The 17,124-nt window shown below is 68.6% G+C and carries 14 protein-coding genes and 1 pseudogene; 10 read left to right on the top strand and 5 right to left on the bottom strand.

Annotated features, from left to right (window positions below; genetic code table 11):
- Positions 1 to 281: 281 nt before the first annotated feature.
- Positions 282 to 1,370 carry a DUF3500 domain-containing protein gene (locus D7V97_RS05215; protein WP_158623279.1) on the top strand — a complete coding sequence of 363 codons (1,089 nt, stop codon included), beginning with the start codon at positions 282 to 284 and terminating at the stop codon, positions 1,368 to 1,370.
- Positions 1,367 to 2,713 (top strand): HupE/UreJ family protein, encoded by a 1,347-nt coding sequence (locus D7V97_RS05220; protein WP_147444690.1) that lies wholly within the window; start codon positions 1,367 to 1,369, stop codon positions 2,711 to 2,713. The genes D7V97_RS05215 and D7V97_RS05220 overlap by 4 nt, the downstream gene beginning before the upstream one ends.
- Positions 2,714 to 2,884: 171 nt before the next feature.
- On the opposite strand, the gene D7V97_RS05225 is transcribed toward D7V97_RS05220, so the two are convergent.
- The 4 genes from D7V97_RS05225 to D7V97_RS05235 all read right to left on the bottom strand — a co-directional run bounded on the left by D7V97_RS05225 (position 2,885) and on the right by D7V97_RS05235 (position 8,018).
- Positions 2,885 to 4,846, bottom strand: a complete 1,962-nt coding sequence (locus tag D7V97_RS05225) for a tetratricopeptide repeat protein (RefSeq protein ID WP_120609482.1) — start codon at positions 4,844 to 4,846, stop codon at positions 2,885 to 2,887.
- Between the two features lie 3 nt (positions 4,847 to 4,849).
- Positions 4,850 to 6,070 carry a hypothetical protein gene (locus D7V97_RS05230; RefSeq protein ID WP_147444691.1) on the bottom strand — a complete coding sequence of 407 codons (1,221 nt, stop codon included), beginning with the start codon at positions 6,068 to 6,070 and terminating at the stop codon, positions 4,850 to 4,852.
- 119 nt (positions 6,071 to 6,189) lie between these two features.
- Positions 6,190 to 6,324: a hypothetical protein gene (locus D7V97_RS46455; RefSeq protein WP_255424751.1), complete on the bottom strand. Its 135-nt coding sequence runs from the start codon at positions 6,322 to 6,324 to the stop codon at positions 6,190 to 6,192.
- Between the two features lie 167 nt (positions 6,325 to 6,491).
- Positions 6,492 to 8,018, bottom strand: a complete 1,527-nt coding sequence (locus D7V97_RS05235; protein WP_147444692.1) for an MBL fold metallo-hydrolase — start codon at positions 8,016 to 8,018, stop codon at positions 6,492 to 6,494.
- Positions 8,019 to 8,442: 424 nt separating this feature from the next.
- Between D7V97_RS05235 and D7V97_RS05245 the strand changes: the two genes are divergently transcribed.
- The 7 genes from D7V97_RS05245 (at position 8,443) to D7V97_RS05275 (ending at position 16,125) form a co-directional block, all read left to right on the top strand.
- Entirely contained in the window at positions 8,443 to 9,858 is a 1,416-nt protein-coding gene (locus tag D7V97_RS05245; protein ID WP_233582521.1) for an APC family permease, read from the top strand.
- Between the two features lie 163 nt (positions 9,859 to 10,021).
- Positions 10,022 to 11,113: a hypothetical protein gene (locus D7V97_RS05250; protein WP_120609486.1), complete on the top strand. Its 1,092-nt coding sequence runs from the start codon at positions 10,022 to 10,024 to the stop codon at positions 11,111 to 11,113.
- 148 nt (positions 11,114 to 11,261) lie between these two features.
- Positions 11,262 to 12,512 (top strand): sensor histidine kinase, encoded by a 1,251-nt coding sequence (locus D7V97_RS05255; RefSeq protein WP_147444693.1) that lies wholly within the window; start codon positions 11,262 to 11,264, stop codon positions 12,510 to 12,512.
- Entirely contained in the window at positions 12,509 to 13,144 is a 636-nt protein-coding gene (locus D7V97_RS05260; RefSeq protein WP_120609488.1) for a response regulator transcription factor, read from the top strand. The genes D7V97_RS05255 and D7V97_RS05260 overlap by 4 nt, the downstream gene beginning before the upstream one ends.
- Positions 13,145 to 13,203: 59 nt before the next feature.
- The gene (locus D7V97_RS05265) at positions 13,204 to 13,836 is read left to right on the top strand and encodes an outer membrane beta-barrel protein (protein ID WP_158623280.1); all 633 of its coding nucleotides are present in this window, start codon (positions 13,204 to 13,206) and stop codon (positions 13,834 to 13,836) included.
- Positions 13,833 to 14,987 (top strand): serine hydrolase, encoded by a 1,155-nt coding sequence (locus D7V97_RS05270; RefSeq protein ID WP_120609490.1) that lies wholly within the window; start codon positions 13,833 to 13,835, stop codon positions 14,985 to 14,987. The genes D7V97_RS05265 and D7V97_RS05270 overlap by 4 nt, the downstream gene beginning before the upstream one ends.
- A 151-nt stretch (positions 14,988 to 15,138) precedes the next feature.
- The gene (locus tag D7V97_RS05275; RefSeq protein WP_120609491.1) at positions 15,139 to 16,125 is read left to right on the top strand and encodes an aldo/keto reductase; all 987 of its coding nucleotides are present in this window, start codon (positions 15,139 to 15,141) and stop codon (positions 16,123 to 16,125) included.
- Here D7V97_RS05275 and D7V97_RS05280 read toward each other — a convergent pair.
- Positions 16,070 to 16,366 (bottom strand): annotated as a pseudogene (locus tag D7V97_RS05280) (helix-turn-helix domain-containing protein); the annotation flags it as partial. The gene D7V97_RS05275 and the pseudogene D7V97_RS05280 sit on opposite strands and share 56 nt — an antisense overlap.
- Positions 16,367 to 16,435: 69 nt before the next feature.
- Between D7V97_RS05280 and D7V97_RS05285 the strand changes: the two are divergent.
- Positions 16,436 to 17,124 (top strand): LysR family transcriptional regulator (locus tag D7V97_RS05285; RefSeq protein WP_147444694.1); only part of this gene is annotated, 689 nt, incomplete at its 3' end.

A 17,124-nucleotide genomic window follows, 5' to 3' on the forward strand; every position in this document is an offset into this window, starting at 1 on the left:
TCGGGTGGGTGGTGAATTGAAGTTGACGTCAATCCTAATGCCGGGTTGCGCAGGCGTCCGCAACACCCCTCCCCGTCGATGCGCGCGGCTGCTTCAGGATTGCTTAAGGACTCATCACTAGAAGCAGACCCTGGCGAACCCTTGCCCAGGGGAAGTGAATGCAACGACATGCTGTCAGATGGCTGTTTCTCGGAGTGAGCTGCTCATTCCTGGCCCTCAGCGCCTGCGATGGAGACCCGGCCCCCGGTACGGATGGAGGGGTCACGACGGCGGATTGCTCGATGGCCACGACGCACATCGAGCAGGTGGTCTGCGCGTCCAATGCCTTCCTCGCCACGCTGACGGAAGACCAGCGGACTTCGCTCGTCTCCGCCTGGACGGACAACGTCGCGAAGACGTACTGGTCCAACCTGCCTGGCGTCACGCGCAACGGCCTGACGTGGGGCACGTTGAGCGACGAGAGCAAGGAGGCCGAGCTGAAGCTCGCGGCCCTGGTCCTCACCCCCGACGGGTACTCGGACATGAGGGGGGCGTTCGCGGCGGATGACTACCTCAACGCGCAGGACGGCGGCACCGGCGGCCCGCCTCCCGGGAGCGATGGCGGGACGGGCGGTCCGCCCCCCGGCGGTGACGGCGGCGTGGGCGGCCCGCCCCGGGACGGAGGCATGGGCGGCCTCGTGCTCGCCTACGGGTCGGACAACTACGTCATCGCGTTCATCGGGACCCCGTCCACGACGGGCAACTGGATGCTCCAGATTGGCGGCCACCACCTGGCCTACAACGTGACGTACCTCAACGGCACGGGCTACCCGACGCCCAATCACATCGGCGCCGAGCCCAAGGGGACCTTCACCCTCAACGGCGAGTCCTACGCGCCGCTCGCGGACGATGGCGACGCGATGGTGGCCCTGTACGGCTCGCTGAGCGCCGAGCAGCTCGACGCCGCGTACCTGCCCGGGAGCTACTCCGACGTCGTGCTCGGGCCGGTGGAGTTCGGCACGGGCAGCTACTCAAAGGTCGTCTTCCCGGCCCAGGCGGGCGTGCTCGTCTCCACGCTCTCCGCGAGCCAGCAGGCCCTGGTGACGGCGGCCATCAAGAAGTGGGTGGGCGACTTCGCGCCCGCCATCGCCGACCCGCTCGTGGCGGCGTACACGTCCGAGGACGCCTACGCCCACACCTACGTGTCCTGGGCCGGCACGAAGTCCGAGGGCGTCAACGTGGACGTCAATGGCACCTACATGCGCATCGACGGGCCCCGCGTCTGGATCGAGGTGGCCTGCCAGGGCGGCGTCGTCATCCGGGACCAGACGCACTACCACACCCTCTACCGTGACAAGCAGACGGACTATGGGAACCAGCTGACCCCATGAGCACAGCCCCTGCCAGGAGGACGACGAAGGGTTGGGCATGGACGCTGGGCCTCGCCGTGCTCCTGGCGGGGGTGTCCGCGCACGCGCACCTCGTGCGCGACACGGCCGTGCTCCTCGACCTCGGGGAGCACACGGTGGAGGCGGAGCTCCAGCTGCCCCTGGATCAGCTCGCGCTCGCGTTGACGGGCTCCTTCGACGCGGTGCCCGCGGAAGTCCTCCGCGAGCGCGCGGCGCAGCTCCCGGCCTACGTCCGTGAGCACTTCGGCGCGAGCACGCTAGACGGCCATCCCTTCCAGGTGGAGGTCGGCACCGTGGGCGTGCAGCGCATCCAGGACGGTGACTGCTTCGTCGCGCACGTCACGCTGCGCGCGCCCCCGGGGGCCTCGGCGCGCGTGTTCACGCTCACCGACACGCTGGTGCTGCACCAGGTGATGAACCACCGCGCGCTCGTGTCGGTGCGGCGCGACTTCCACACCGGCCTCTTCGGCGAGGGCCAGGAAATGGTGGGCGCGGTGAGCGCTCAGACGCCGTCGCTGCTGATCGACCGGACGCACGGCTCGTGGTGGACGGGCTTCCAGGCCGTCTTCCGCCTCGGCGTGCGCCACATCGCGGAGGGAACGGACCACCTGCTCTTCCTGCTCGTACTGCTGCTGCCCGCGTCGCTGTGCGCGCGCGGGGGCCGGTGGCGGGAGCCGGACCGCCTGGGGTCCAGCCTCAAGCGCGTCCTCGGGGTGGTGACGGCCTTCACCGTGGGCCACTCGCTCACGCTGGCGGCCGCGGCCGTGGGCGTGCTCCGCCTGCCGAGCCAGCCCGTGGAGGTGCTCATCGCGGTGAGCATCCTCGTGTCCGCCGTGCACGCGGTGTGCCCGCTCTTCCCGGGCCGCGAGCAACTCGTGGCGGTCGCGTTCGGGCTCGTGCACGGGCTCGCGTTCGCGACGGTGCTCGCGGGGATGGGGTTCGATTCGGGGGCGCTGGCGCTGAGCATCCTGGGCTTCAACCTGGGCATCGAGGCGATGCAGGCCGCGGTGGTGCTGCTCGTCCTGCCCTGGCTCCTGCTGTGGAGCCGGGGGCGCGGCTTCACCGTGCTCCGCATCGGCGGTGCGGCGGTGGGCGGCGTGGCGGCATGTGGCTGGGTGCTCGAACGGGCCCTGGGGGTGAGCACGCCCCTGGGGCCATGGATCGAAGCCGCATCCCGGCATGCGTGGATGGGGCTCGTCGTCCTCGCGGCCATGGCGCTGGGGATGTCACGGCGGGGTCAGTGGACCGCCCCGTCCAGCCACCAGCTCACCGCCTCGCGCGTCATGTCCTCGGGCACGACATGCGGCCCCTCGAACTCGCGGTAGCTCAGGTCGTAGCCGGCGCGCTGGAACGTTCGCGTCAGCCGGCGGCTGCAGGCTGGCTGGTTAGGTCAATCTGGGTGTGCCCGTCAGGCCAGCCGCGTTGACCCAGGTGTCGAGTCGAAGCCACCAACGTCGGTTCGCCCTGGACCCCGACTCAATGAGCCGAGGCCTGAATCAGGCGGCTGCCATGCGAGCCTGCAACTCCACGAGCTTCTGCTCCACCTCCGGACGGTCCTCGGCCGCAGGGCTCAGCCGCAGGTACGTGTGGAGGTCTCTCTCGGCATCAGCCAGACGGCCCAGTTCCGCCAAGGCAACAGACCGGTTCTGGTAGAGGTCCGCCATCTCGGGCTCCAGCGTGAGTGCGCGGTCCAGGTCGACCAAGGCTGCATCGATCCGACCGGCCTCGTAGTGCAACACCGCGCGGCTCGCGAAGACGAGCCCCTGAGTGTCGTCCAGCGCAAGCGCCACGTCGTAGTCCACCAGGGCCTCTTCGGGCCGGCCCTGGGTCTCATACACTTGCCCGCGGTGCACCCGCGCTATCACTTGCTGCGGGAGCAGATCGAGTGAGTGAGACAGCGTGCGGAGCGCTTCCTCCAGACGGCCCTGGAGCCGGTAGCACTGCCCCAGGTTCGTCAGCACCTCCATGTACGGAGGGCTCAGCTCGATGGCCTTGAGGAAGTCACGCTCCGCTTCCGCCCACCGCTCCAGCTTCAAATACAGGCTTCCGCGATCATTGTAATACTCGGAGTAATTGGGATCCATGCGGATGGCCTCCGTGTACATCTGGATGGCGTCTTCCTGTCGGCCGAGAGTCGAGTACACCTGCCCCACGTTGTAGAGGAGCACGGAGCGGTGGAGCAGGTGTTCGTCCGGCCCCAGATGCTGGTTCAGCTCGGCGAAGCTCTCATTGCACAGCGAAATGGCCTCGGAGTAGCGCTTCTGGAAGTGGCGCACGAGCGCCAGGCCATTGCGGTTGAAGGCTGTCTGGAACAGGCGCGTGTGCAACGGAAGGTCCGCCTGCTGGATGTAGCGTCGGCCCTTTTCCAGGTACTGCTCCGCCAGCGCCAAGTCGCGCTTGGGCAGGTAGCGCGCATGGAACATGGAAAGGATGTAGCACCAGCGGTAGAGGTGCGCTGGCTCGTCCGTGAGCGTCATGGCCTTCTCCGCCACCTGAAGCCCCTCTGCCGAGCGGCCCAGTCCCGCGTAGCAGTTCACCAGCTTCATGTAGATGGCCATGCGCTTGTCCAATGCCTCGGGACAGTGGCGCTCCAGGTTGGCCAGAGCGGCTTCGCCGTAGAGGATGGCGTCTTCGTACATGCCTCGCGTCGTGTAGGTCGACAGGGCCTGCATCAGCGGCAGCAGGGCACGTTGGGGCTCGTCACTCCGCTGCCAGGCGCGAATCAGCCGGGGCAGGACCCGCTCGAGACCCGCCATGTCCGGGGCCTCTGGCGCGAGTGCGCGTGCCTGGGCCGCCATCTCCTTCGGATCCACCGGAGGCGCCGGAGGGTCCGCAGGGAGATCGGGCGTCACCCGCTGGAGGGGAGTGGACGCGTCGAAGCGCGCGCGCGTCAAGTCGCCCATCCCTGGCGCCACGGCGAGCACGAGCTTCACGTTCAGCGCCTTGCCACGGCGGCGCATCAGGTCCGCGAAGAACTGGCGCACCAGGGCGCCCCCCCGCTCGAAGTTGTCGCAGATGATGACCCAGGGCTTGCCATCGCTCCTGGGCCGCCATGCATCCAACAGGTCGATGAGACCATGACCGATGCGATAGGCCCGGTCCGCCGCATAGTTGCGCGTGCGCTCCGCCTCGGGGCTGATGTCGGTGAGGGTCGGGTTGCGCACGGTGACGGTGCGCTGAAGCTCTGGGACCACGAGCACCAGCTCGTAGTCGTAGCGGAGCACCAGTTCCGGGGCGCGAGCCTGGACCTCCGGCACCAGGTCGGTCATGAGGTCACTCAGGCCAGCCCAGGGCCCTCCTTCATCACGGTCGCACTCCAACAGCCAACAGGTGCCACCCTGCCCCCGGGCCTGCTCCTGCAACTGCCGCAGGGCTTCGGTGCGTGCACGGCCGCGTGGAGCCTCGACGAGGAGTACGCCGCCGGGGACGAACGGAAGGGCATTGACGAGAGCCACCATGGATCAGACCTCTTGGGGTTTACGGAAGGAGCGGAACCACAACCACATGCCAAGCAGCTGCGGGCCGAGCGCGACGAGGGTCATGCCAAGCACGTCCACACTGGTGGGCAGGCCCGGCGCGCCGGTCGTGCTTGAGGCACCACCGAAGAGCAACTGCCCGTAGTGCCAGAGAAGGGGCAGGGAAATGCTGAGGCCCACGGTCAGCGCCAGCACGCGGCCCCCCAGCCAGACGACCGAGTACAGGCGGATCGCACGCCGCTCGTGCGCGGGGATGTGAGACTGGTCTTCGTAGCGGAACCACGGGAGGGCGCGCGAGGCCAGGTTCTTCAAGAAGGTGACCGTGTCGCCCAGCAGGTTCTTGCAGCCCAGGACGTTGCAGATGACGTAATAGAAGTCCGTGCGGACGAAGAAGTAGCACTGCCATGCGATGCCCATCAGATAGCGCAGCAGCATGGCCTGGACGAGCGCAGCGCCCAGCGGCGACAGGGTCAAGACGCCATGCTGGGCGGCGTATGCAACGAAGAGGAGGAGTGACGCAGAGACCGCGTCCAGCATCGGGCCCGCGAGAAATGGCAGATAACGTTGTCGCGGCGCCACGCGCCAGATGCCTGTCATATCCGTCTCCGCGACGAGCAGCCAGAGACGGTTACCCACCCCCAGACGGCATGGCACCCCCAGCGAACGGGCCGCAAGCAAGTGGGCCATTTCGTGGAGGAACACAGACAGATACCCCAACACCGTCAGTAGCAGATAGGACAGGGTGATGTGCTGCGTGAAGAAGAGGGCTCGCCAGCCGGGCATGAGCTCCGGTTGTGTCAGCAACAGCGCGGCGCCTGCAGCAATGATGACGCAATACACCGCGAGCATGGGCCAACTGAAGACGCGGCGGGCCAACGACTCAGGAATGTTCTCGAAGTGGAAGCGCAACGGTGTCTGGTTCCCCCGCGAGGGACCTTTTCCGCCCTCCGGCCAGACGAAGCCCTCATGCTCCAGGCGGCCCAGGAGGTCCTGGAGGTCCGGGTCGTCGCCGCAGCGCTCCTGGTAACGGGCACGGGCCTCACCCACCGTCGAGCCTCCCGCCAGATCATCGAGCAGGGCGACGGCCTCGGCGGGCAGGGCCAGAAACACGGCCGTATCAGGTCGACCGATGATGACCTCTCCCCCCTCCTCGCGACGGGTGAAGGGGAAGACAGAGATTCGCGAGTCGGCCATATAGTCAGCCATCAGCACCCACCAGGACACTCACGGCTCCGCTGTTCCCAGCCAGAGCACGGCAGAAAAGACTGGGCGCACCAGGGAGTCCAGGTGCGCCCATGGGGCGAGCGCGGCTCACCCCCGTTTCATCAGGCATCGACGCCGAAGAGACTGCCCATGCCGAGAGTCGTCATGATGTCACACCACATGTCGCAGCTGGAGCAGGCATACAACGCGGCCGTGGTCTTCAAGGTCTCAACCTTGCGAACGGAGATCTTCTTCATGGCATACCTCGGGGTGTGGTGTGTGCGAAGTCCACCCGCCTTGAACCCAAGACGAGCGGCTCCGCGAGGCGCCTGGGATAGACGCCTCACCCAAAGCCTACAGAGGAATACCGGCTAATGCAAACAAACCAGGGAAGTAGTTATTACCGGTCAAGTCGGACCCTCAATCAAGGTAGTGCAGTCTTGACGGGGGCGCGGGCCTTTTCCACGGCGGAGGTAAGGGTTTCCCATTCCGTGGGGCCCAGGTGCATGCCGAAGGCGCGTGTCACCGCCAGCGTCTCGCGAGTGGCCACATCTACCGCCTCGGACACCTGCTGCACGTTGAAGAACGAGTCATCCGGCAGGCGCTGCACCAGGTCGCTGGTGTAAAGCAACTGGTGCTCTGGCATCCAAACGAACAGCATGCGTTCACCCGTCTCGGTACGCGCGGGGATGAGCTCCAACCGGTTCTTCCCTGAGCCCAGCACCTTGCGTTTGCTGACCACGCGGAGCTTCGCGGCTCGGGAGGCTTGAGCAAGCGAGTCTGGCAACATCGTGCGCGGCGAGGCCACCAATCGCTCCACCAGGGGGCGATTGATGTCCAGGACTTCCAGTGGAATGCCACGCGCCACGTACTCGCGCAGGCCGCCCACGTGAGGCCAGGCGTCGCTGGTGGACACGACAGCCTTGACCTTCATGTTGGGGAAGCGCTTCGAGCACTCCTCCAACACGCGTTGCGAATAGCCGGAGGTCAGCGGCCCCTCCAAGACCACGATTCCGTCCTCCTGCTTCACCAGCGTGATGTTCCAACGCCCAGGGATCTGCAGCACGCCCTCCACCAACTCCACGGGCGGCGCATCCGGGCGGCCGAGCGGCATGCTCTCAAACGGCTTTGCGCCGCGCGCCTCGAAAACCTTCTTCACGTCCTCCGACAGCGCGAAGTCCCCCTCCTTCATCGGGGGATTGAGTGCCACTGCCGTCACCACCTGTGAGTGGTAGGCTTGGCCGTTTCGCTCCCAGTCCCAGCTGCGAGGGTAGCGCAGGCCCCCTGCTTCCAGTGACCAGGACTGGAAGGACAGCAGCGTGCGCACATCCCCCCAGACACTCCAGAAGGTGTCCTCGGGGTGGGCATCCACCGTCTCCACCGCGGTAGGTAACTGGGTGTTGGCGTTGAGAAACAGGCGGACACGCACGCGGCCGTGATGGAAGGCCACCACGTGGTGCAACACGTCCTGCATCACCACATCCTTCTCGGAGCGCAGATCACTTGCATCCAGGGCGGTGAGCAGCACGCGCTCGGGCGCGAAGTCCAAGCGCTCCCGCGCGTCTTGAAGTTGCGCGGGCCCTGCGGAGCGCAACTGCCCTTCCTGCCCCATGGCTACCACGCCGTTGGCGAGCACCGTGACCAGCGGCTTCCAGTCCTCGAAGGACGCCCCCCGCCTCTTGCTCGTCAGGTGCATGCGTCCGTGCTGCACATCACGCACCTCGTCAAACTGCTCATAGAGGACAAGGAATGGCGGCGAGGGCCGCTCGGACTGCTCCAAGAGGTTCCAGTGGCCCACGCCTTGGATGCGAAGGCCCTGGAGGGTTCGAAGTTGGGCCTCTCCTCCCATGGCTTCCGCAGCGGCCTTGACACGGTCGTGGGCAGCACCTGCGGCAAGAGCTGGCACTGCGAAGAGCAGCGTGGTGGCAATGGCCAATAGAGCAGAGGGCATGAGCTGTCATGCTGCCACACGCGCAGGCCACACATCAAAAACCGGGCCGTCGGCTGCGCTGTGTGCAGGTCATCTCCGACACGACTGTAGTTTTTCTGCGAGGAGTCAGCCGAAACGGCGAATTGGGCAAGCACTGACGCGCCCCGGCGCAGGCGTCGATTGCGACATGACGTTCCGACGCGGCGCGTTCGTACCGCTTGAGGATCAGCCGGGCTGCTCCGGCGGAAACAGAATCAGCTCCTCAACCGAGGTTGATGGGCATGAAGGAGTTGAAGCAGATCCCGGCCCTGGATGACGGCCCTGGGCGTCGACCTCGCACAATTGAAGGCCGCCGCGTGCGCGGAGGCTGGCATCCCGGGTTGAGCAAGCCAGGAGGGTCTACCGCGCATCCGACCTCTCGCGGCCGGCATATGCTCGGAGACCCATGCCCCCCTCCCCCCTCCAGGACGAAGCCGAAACCGAAGCCGGAGCCCCTTCGGCCGGGCCTCGCGACGGCTACGCGCGACGCGTCGGCCTCTTCTCGGGGGTGATGCTCGTCATTGGCGGCATCATCGGCTCGGGCATCTTCCTCAACCCGGCCATCGTCGCGCAGCGCGTGCACACGCCGGAGCTCACCCTGGGCGTGTGGCTGCTCGGCGGAGGCGTGGCGCTCATCGGCGCCTTCATCTACGGGGAGCTGGGGCAGCGCATCCCCAAGGCGGGCGGCAGCTACGTCTACCTGCGCGATGCCTTCGGCCCGCTGCCCGCGTTCCTCAATGCGTGGGGAATGATGCTGATGATCGCCACCGGGGCCATCGCCGCGGTGGCCGTCACCTTCGCCAACTACACGCTCGCGCTCACCGGACTCGGGCCCGGCTTCCGGTTCCCCCTCGCCGTCGGCGCCATCCTCCTGCTCTCCGCGGTGAACTACTTCGGCGTGCGGCCCGGTGCGCTCACGCAGAACGTCTTCACCGTGCTCAAGCTGCTGGCGCTCGCGGTGCTCGTGGGCGCCGGACTCCTGCTCGAAAGCCCCTCACCCGCGGTGGTGGAGGCCGTCGCCGCTCCACAGGCACCCGACTCCATCGTGCTCGCCCTGGGGGCGGCGCTCGTCCCGGTGCTGTTCAGCTACGGAGGGTGGCAGCAGACGAACTTCGTGGCCGAGGAGATGGTCGACCCCGAGCGCAACCTGCCGCGCGCCCTGTTGTTCGGCGTCATTGGCGTGGTGACCGTATACTTGCTCGCGAACCTCACCTACCTGCGCACGCTCGGCGCGGCGGGGCTCGCGGGGAGCAGTGCCCCGGCGGCGGATGCGCTCGGCCAGGTGCTCGGGCCGGCGGGCCGCACGTTCATCACCGCGGGCGTGGCCCTCTCCACCTTCGGGTTCCTCAACCTCGTCATCCTCGTCTCGCCGCGCGTCTACCAGGCGATGGCCGCGGATGGACTGTTCTTCCCCTGGATGACCCGGCTGCACCCGCGCTACCGCACGCCCTCCACCGCCATCCTCTTCCAGGCGGTGTGGGCCATCCTCCTCACGGGCACGGGCACGTACGGCGAGCTGCTCGACTACGTCGTCTTCGCCGACTGGCTCGTCTTCGGCGCCACGGCCGCGACGCTGTTCGTCTACCGCGCGCGCGAGCGGCAGGGGCTCATCCCCCGCGCCGCGTATCGGGTGCCCGGCTACCCCTTCACCCCGCTCCTCTTCATCGCCGCCGCGCTGTACGTCCTCGTGGGCTCCACGGCCTCCAACCCGCTCAACGCGCTCAAGGGCACGCTGCTGCTCGGCGCGGGCGTGCCGGTGTTCCTGTACTGGCGCCGGCGCACCCGGCGGGCGGCGGCTCCGTCAGCCCTCGGCGCGCCCTGAACGGGCCCGCGATGCGTTTCACAGAGCATCCGGGGGAAGACCACCGACTCCGCGGCGCGCAGCATGCAGGTCAGATGCCTTCCGAAGGGTGAGGAGAAAACGCGGCGAGTTCCGTTCACGGGGGTGCGGCGAATGATCGCCGTCATTTCCTGGAGCCGTCCCCGTGAAGCCGTTCTCGACCTCGCTCGCCCTTGCCCTCACCAGCGCCGCCTGGCTGCTGGGTGCAGCCCCTGTCCACGCGCAATCGCAGGCGGCCTCCGGACCGCGTGAGATCGCTCGCGTCACCGGGGCCCGCGGCAACCACGTCGTCTGGCTCGAGAACGACGACGGCGCGGTGGACATCGCCGTCATGGCGACCTACCCGCAGCGCCCCCTCGTGGCCCCCCTCTTCCTCAAGAAGCACACGCCGGCGGAGGTGTTCCTCGCGCTGGCCCCGTCCCGGCAGGAGCTTCCGGCGGCGCTCGCGCGCCAGTCGTCCTTCGCGGAGGACTTCACCGCGCGCGAGCAGCTCCAGCGGGAGAACGCGGCAGCGCTCGCGGAGCTGCCCTCCGGGTTCGACGCTGGCGGCCAGTCCCTGACCGCGGGCTGCTCGGCGTCCTTCCGGGCGTGGGTCAGCTCCGAGTATGGCGATGCCTCGTGTGGTGATCCCAACCAGGAGGTCATCAGCACCGCCCACCCGAGCGATACGTACTGCACCAGCGGGTGTGACTTCCCGCTCGGAGCCCAGGACCGCGGCTCGTGTCAGCCCAACCTCCGCTCCTGCGACATCATCCAGGGCACGGCCACGGTGGTCCGGCTCCGCACGACCAACTGGTGGGGCGACGTCAACTTCAACCACCCGGGGCACTCGGCCCACTTCGGTGTCGCCAACTGCAGCGGCAACGGGCCTGTCACCTTCAACCGCCAGCGCGGCGCGTCGGGCGTCTTCACCGTCCAGGTGCCGGTCAACGGCCTGCTCCACTACAAGCCGGGGACGGCGATCGTTCCCGCGAACGCCGCCAACTTCGTCGCCTACGGCAGCTGGAAGAAGGGCAAGACCGCGAGCGGTGACACGTATGTGAGCAACAGCATGTCGGTGGAAGCCAACGGTGGCACCGACGACCGGGTCATCGCCTGCGGCGACATCTACACGGACTACACCCTGCAGGATGTCTCGTCGCCCACCTGCCATGGCCCCGACATCTCGCTCTGCACGGGCGGCAACTGCACCAGCGCCTGCTTCTATTGTTCGGGTGGCAGCTGCCCCATCAACTAGGGCCGGCAATCCCAGCCATCGCGGAGGGGCGCTGCACATCGGGAGCAGTGCCCCGCCGGGTCACCCCACCGACACCGCGATGACACAGGGCTTCCTGCTACGGTGGCCGCGCAAGACGCAGCCATGACGGCAGGACGGACGAGCGCCCATGCATCCCGGTACCCCACTGCGCCTGAGTCCCCCGCCGGGGGCCCTTGAGCCCTCCGGCCCCCTGGCGCCGCCCGCCGCGACGGACGACGCGAGCAGCCCACGGCTCCCCTCGGAGCGGCTCTTGCGCTTCGCGGGCGTGGTCGCGTGGACCCTCACCGTGCTGGAGGAAGCCGTCGAAGCCGCGGCCCGGCCGGGCGACGGCAGCCACCTGGTGGCGCGCTTCGCTCCCCTCGCCCTCTACCTTCCCGCGCTCTGGTGGCTGCTGGGTCCCGGGCTCATCTCACCCCGGCGGCGGGTGAGGACCGCGCTGCTCGTCCTCCTGTCGCTCATCGGCACGTTCCTCTTCCCCAACCTGCACTACATCGTCGCGGCCACCCTGCCCTTCCTGCTGGAGCCGCGCCGCGCGCTCCGGTGGCTGGCGGCGTGCAATGTGCTGGGCGTGCCGTGGCTCGTCTACGTCCTGATCCGCGATCCGGGCGCCGCGGGCATGCCCGCGTGGATCCCCGGCGGAGGTGTCCTCCTCGCGACCCTCGGCGCACACCTGGGCTGGCAGGCCTTCGCGTTCGTCATCGGGCTCATCGCGGCCACGGAGCGACGCCAGCGCCATGAGAGTCAGTGGTTGAACCGCGAGCTCGTCGCGACGCAGGGGCTCCTCGCGGACGGCGTGCGGCTCGCGGACCGTGTGGAGCTCTCGCGCGAGCTGCACGACACGCTCGGCCACCACCTGACGGTGCTGCACCTGCAACTCGAGCGGGCCGTGCAGCTGTCGGACGGGGCCACGCGCAGCGCGGTGGAGGAGGCACGAGGCATCGGCAAGCAGTTGCTCGGGGAGGTCCGGAGGGCGGTGGGCCACCTGCGCACCGCCGCGGTCATCGACCTGCGCACCGCCCTGCTGACGCTCGCGCACGGCACCGGAGCGCCCCGGGTGCACGTCGCGTTCGACGAGCGCCTCCAGGTCCGCCACGCCGGCCAGGCCCACGCGCTCTTCCGCTGTGCGCAGGAAGCCCTCACGAACGCGCTCCGCCACGCAGGCGCGGGCAACGTGTGGCTGGAGGTCCGCGAGGAGGAGGCCACCCTCGTGCTGTCCGCGCACGACGACGGCCAGGGACAGCGCGTCGTGCAGGAGGGCCACGGCCTGAGGGGGATGCGCGAGCGACTTGAAGCGCTGGGTGGAACCCTGCGCATCGTCACGCAGGAGCACGCGGGCTTCCGGCTCGAAGCGCGGCTGCCCCGGGAGGTGCCGACATGATCCGCGTGGTGCTGGTGGATGATCAGACGCTCCTGCGCAAGGGCCTGCGCAGCCTGCTGGAGTTGGCTCCGGACATCCTCGTGGTCGGGGAGGCCCCCGACGGTCAGGAGGCCCTGGGCCTCATCCGCACGCTCGCGCCGGACGTGGTGCTGCTCGACGTGCGGATGCCCCGGCTGGACGGACCGGGCGTGCTCGAAGCGCTGGGCGGACACGCGCCTCCCACGCTCCTGCTCACCACCTTCGACGACGAGGAGGCCCTCTTCCGGGGGATGCGCGCGGGGGCTCGCGGGTTCCTGCTCAAGGATGTCTCCTTCGAGGACCTGTGCGAGGCCATCCGCCGCATCGCCCGGGGAGAGACGCTCCTGCGGCCCACCGTGACGGAGGCCGCGTCGCGCAACCTGGAGGCCCTGCCGGTGACCTTCGAGCGCAGCGAGCAGCCCGAAGCTCTCACGCCGCGCGAGCGCGAGGTGCTGCGGCTCATGGCGGGCGGGTTCAGCAACAAGGAGATCGCGGACGCGCTCGGCACCCGTGAGGGCACCGCGAAGAACCACGCGTCGAGCATCTTCGCGAAGCTCGGCGTGCGCGACCGGACCCGGGCCGTGCTGCGGGCGCTGGAGCTGGGAATGATCTGAAGCAGGCATGACCAATGGCACATGCGCGCGGACCGGGCGCATCGGTACCTTCGCGGGCCATGAAGATGCTTCTGGGATGTCTCCTGCTGCTGGCCGCCGTGCCCGCCAGCGCGCAGCAGGGTGTGCAGTTCGGGGTGCGGTTCGTCCCCCAGTCCACGAGCCTCCTGTACGACACCGGTTATCCCCTCATCGACTTCCTCAAGGTCGCGCCGCATGACACGCGGCTTCGCACAGCCCAGGGGCTGGGCGTGCTCTACCACCCGTGGGAGCACTGGAGCCTGGGAGCGGACCTGCTCTACTCGCGCAAGGGCGGCGGCTTCGCGTCGCGACAGGTGGACCTGGACTACCTGGAGGTGCCGCTGTGGCTCGGCTTCAACACCTCCTCCTCCAGTCGCCTGATGTTCAACGTGCAGGCGGGCCTGGAGGTCGGCTACGCGGTGCGCCGACAGCTCAGGTCCGCGGGAGGCAGCTCCACGGACCTCTCCGGCTACGTGGACCGGGTGGCCTTCGGCGTGCCCGTGGCGGTGGGCCTCCGGTGCCGGCTGTTCTCGGCATACTCCGTCAACGCGCAGCTGTTCGTGTCAGCGGGGCTTGGCTCGCTGGTGCGCACGAACCCCACGCTGGGCGTGCGCAATTATGTGTTTCCGGGCCTCCGCTTGAGCGTGGACCGGCAGTGGGGGGTGGGCCGATGAAGCCGGGACTGCGAGTCATTGCGCTGGGGGCCGCCGTCGCCGCCCTGCTCGGTTGTGACAGCGGCAGGTCCGAACCCACGACGCTCCAGGAGGCGGTGGATGACATTGTCGTCCCGCACATCGCGCTGGGCGCGAACGTGGGCATCGTGGTGGGGGTGAGCCAGGCGGGCCAGCGGAGCACCTTCGCCTACGGCGAGCGCCGGCTGGGTTCCGGGGAGCCCCTCACCGCCGACACTGTTTTTGAAATCGGCTCCGTCACCAAGGCCTTCACCGCCGTCGCGCTCGCGCAGATGCACCTCCGGGGCGAGCTGCGCCTGGAGGATCCGCTCCAGGACTTCCTCCCGCCGGGCGTGCGAGTGCCCATGCGCGGCGACAGCGTCATCACCCTCCGCCACCTGGCGAACCACTCGTCGGGGCTGCCGCGACAGCCGACGAACATGGACACCGATCAGGACGACCCCTATGCCGGCTACACCGAGGCGCGGATGTTCGAGTTCCTGAACGGGTACGCGCTGCCGCGCGATCCGGGGAGCGGGTTCGAGTACTCGAACGCGGGCTATGGGCTGCTCGGCTACGCGCTCGGTGCGCGCCACGGCACGGACTTCGAGACGGTCCTGCGCGCACGCGTCCTCGACCCGCTGGGGCTGACCCACACGGCCATGACGCTCACCGACGCGCAGCAGGCCCGGCTCGCCCAGGGCTACCACGGCAACCGCGCGGTGGAGCCACTGCACATGGAGGACATCACCCAGGGCGGAGGCGGCCTGAAGTCCGACCTCAACGACATGCTGACGTTCCTCGACGCGGCCATGGGCGTGGGCCCCTCACCGCTGGAGGAGGCGATGAAGCTCACCCAGGAGCAGACCTTCGGCTCGTTCGACACGGTGTACTTCCAGGTCGACGGCGTGGGGCTGGGGTGGAACCTGGACGTGCAGGACGGCGCGCCCCTCGTGTTCAAGAACGGGGGGAACATCGGCTTCACCGCGTTCATCGGGTTCGACCGGGAGCGTCAACAGGGCGTCGTGGTCCTCGCCAACTCCTCCCTCAACCCGGACGCCTTCACCACGTTCATCGGGCTCGAGGTCCTCAAGAAGCTGCGGGCAGCCCCCGGCACCTGGGCGGCCTCCCACGGGTGCGGCCAGGGAGGCTGACGGACGTCCGCTCGGGCGCTTTCCTGAGCGTCGCTTGTAAGCAGTGCTTAACAGCCCCTTTGCACCTCGCGCGTAGTCCGGAGCGGGCCCGGTGGGTATTTCTCTGGGTGTCATCGCTCAACAGCGCAGCCCTTTAGAGAGGCGAAGCATCATGAAGAAGCGACAACTCGGCAGAGGCGGTCTGGAAGTCTCACCCATCGGGCTCGGCTGCATGGGCATGAGCCACGCCCTGGGGCCTGTCCCCGACCGGCAGCAGATGATCAGCCTCATCCGCGCGGCGGTGGAGCGCGGCGTCACGTTCTTCGACACCGCGCAGATCTACGGCCCCTTCACGAACGAAGACCTCGTGGGGGAGGCGCTCGCGCCGGTGCGTGACCAGGTGGTCATCGCGACGAAGTTCGGCTTCGGGTACGAAGACGGGCGCACAGGCGGCCTCGACAGCCGGCCGGAGAACATCCGGCGCACGACCGAGGCCTCGCTCAAGCGCCTCCGGGTCGAGACGATCGACCTGCTCTACCAGCACCGCGTGGACCCGAACGTCCCCATTGAAGAGGTCGCCGGGACGGTGAAGCAGCTGATCCACGAGGGCAAGGTGCGGCACTTCGGGCTGTCGGAGGCGGGCGCGAAGACGATCCGCCGCGCCCACGCCGTGCAGCCCGTCTCCGCGCTGCAGAGTGAGTACTCGCTCTGGTGGCGGGAGCCGGAAGAGAGCGTGATGCCGACGCTCGAGGAGCTGGGCATTGGCTTCGTTCCGTTCAGCCCGCTGGGCAAGGGCTTCCTGACGGGCAAGATCGACGAGACGACGTCGTTCGACGCCTCGGACTTCCGCAACAGCGTCCCGCGCTTCACCCCGGAGAACCGGCGGGCGAACCTCGCGCTCGTCGCGTTGCTGAAGCAGATCGCCGAGCGCCTGAAGGCGACCCCGGCGCAGGTCGCGCTCGCGTGGCTGCTCGCGCAGAAGCCGTGGATCGTCCCCATCCCCGGCACCACGAAGCTGCACCGGCTGGAAGAGAACCTGGGCGCGGCCACCCTCCAGCTCACGGACAAGGACCTGCGCGACATTGGCGACATCACGTCCACCGTCACGATCCAGGGGGCCCGCTACTCGGAGACCAATCAGCGGATGATCGACCGCTGAACGTCTTCCGCAGCCGTGCGATGTCGCGCGAGGGAGGAGCCCCGAACATCCGGCTGTACTCGCGGCTGAACTGGGACGGGCTCTCGTAGCCCACGGAGTGGCCGGCCATCTCCGCGTCCATGGCCTGCGCCAGCATCAGGCGACGGGCCTCCTGGAGCCTCAGCTGCTTCTGGTACTGCAGCGGGCTCATCGCGGTGACGGACTTGAAGTGGTGGTGGAGCGCGGACGGGCTCATGTGGACGGCGCGGGGCCCGGCGCGAGCGCAGGGAGTGAACGTGCGCCCGCGTCCACGATGTGATGCACTTGCCGCGTGCTCGAAAGCGTCACCATTGATCAGCTCCGGACGCTCCGCGCGGTCGCGGAGGAGGGCAGCTTCACCGCGGCGGCCCGCAGGCTCGGACAGGGACAGCCCGCGGTCAGCCAGGCGATGCAGCGGCTGGAGAAGCAGCTGGGCCTGCGCCTCTTCGACCGGAGCGGCCGGGTGCCCCGGCTGACCGCGAAGGGGGAGGCCGTCGTCGCCGCGGCGGAGCGGCTGCACGAGGACCTCGCCGTCTTCCAGGGGGTGGTGGGCCGCATCAAGAGCGGCGCGGAGACGAAGCTCTCGCTCGCGGTCGACGCCATGTTCCCGACGAGCGCGCTGATGGCCTTCATCCACGAGCTCGCCCAGGCCCACCCCGGCGTGGAGCTGGCGCTTGAAATCGAGTTCCTCGCGGCGGTGACCGCGCTCGTGCGGGAGCGGCGGGCCACGCTCGGCATCGCGGGCACGGACCTGGACCTCTCAGGGCTGGAGCAGCGTCCCCTCGCCCTCCTGCGGATGATCCCGGTCGCCGCGCCTTCACATCCCCTGGCGGCGGGCAAGGACGTCATCACGGAGGAGCGGCTCGCCTCCGCCGTGCAGATCGTCCTCACCGAGCGCACTCCCGCGGGCCAGCCCGGCTCCTCGGACCGGGGCGTGTTCTCCCCCCGGACGTGGCGGGTCGCCGACCTGATGACGAAGCA

Source organism: Corallococcus sp. CA053C (assembly GCF_003611675.1).
Classification (GTDB): domain Bacteria; phylum Myxococcota; class Myxococcia; order Myxococcales; family Myxococcaceae; genus Corallococcus.

What these genes read in the sequence shown, in the direction of transcription:
- D7V97_RS05215 (WP_158623279.1), top strand. Translation starts at nt 282, where the DNA reads ATGGCCACGACGCACATCGAGCAGGTGGTCTGCGCGTCCAATGCCTTC.
- D7V97_RS05220 (WP_147444690.1), top strand. Translation starts at nt 1,367, where the DNA reads ATGAGCACAGCCCCTGCCAGGAGGACGACGAAGGGTTGGGCATGGACG.
- D7V97_RS05225 (WP_120609482.1), bottom strand. Translation starts at nt 4,846, where the DNA reads ATGGTGGCTCTCGTCAATGCCCTTCCGTTCGTCCCCGGCGGCGTACTC.
- D7V97_RS05230 (WP_147444691.1), bottom strand. Translation starts at nt 6,070, where the DNA reads ATGGCTGACTATATGGCCGACTCGCGAATCTCTGTCTTCCCCTTCACC.
- D7V97_RS46455 (WP_255424751.1), bottom strand. Translation starts at nt 6,324, where the DNA reads ATGAAGAAGATCTCCGTTCGCAAGGTTGAGACCTTGAAGACCACGGCC.
- D7V97_RS05235 (WP_147444692.1), bottom strand. Translation starts at nt 8,018, where the DNA reads ATGCCCTCTGCTCTATTGGCCATTGCCACCACGCTGCTCTTCGCAGTG.
- D7V97_RS05245 (WP_233582521.1), top strand. Translation starts at nt 8,443, where the DNA reads ATGCCCCCCTCCCCCCTCCAGGACGAAGCCGAAACCGAAGCCGGAGCC.
- D7V97_RS05255 (WP_147444693.1), top strand. Translation starts at nt 11,262, where the DNA reads ATGCATCCCGGTACCCCACTGCGCCTGAGTCCCCCGCCGGGGGCCCTT.
- D7V97_RS05260 (WP_120609488.1), top strand. Translation starts at nt 12,509, where the DNA reads ATGATCCGCGTGGTGCTGGTGGATGATCAGACGCTCCTGCGCAAGGGC.
- D7V97_RS05265 (WP_158623280.1), top strand. Translation starts at nt 13,204, where the DNA reads ATGAAGATGCTTCTGGGATGTCTCCTGCTGCTGGCCGCCGTGCCCGCC.
- D7V97_RS05270 (WP_120609490.1), top strand. Translation starts at nt 13,833, where the DNA reads ATGAAGCCGGGACTGCGAGTCATTGCGCTGGGGGCCGCCGTCGCCGCC.
- D7V97_RS05275 (WP_120609491.1), top strand. Translation starts at nt 15,139, where the DNA reads ATGAAGAAGCGACAACTCGGCAGAGGCGGTCTGGAAGTCTCACCCATC.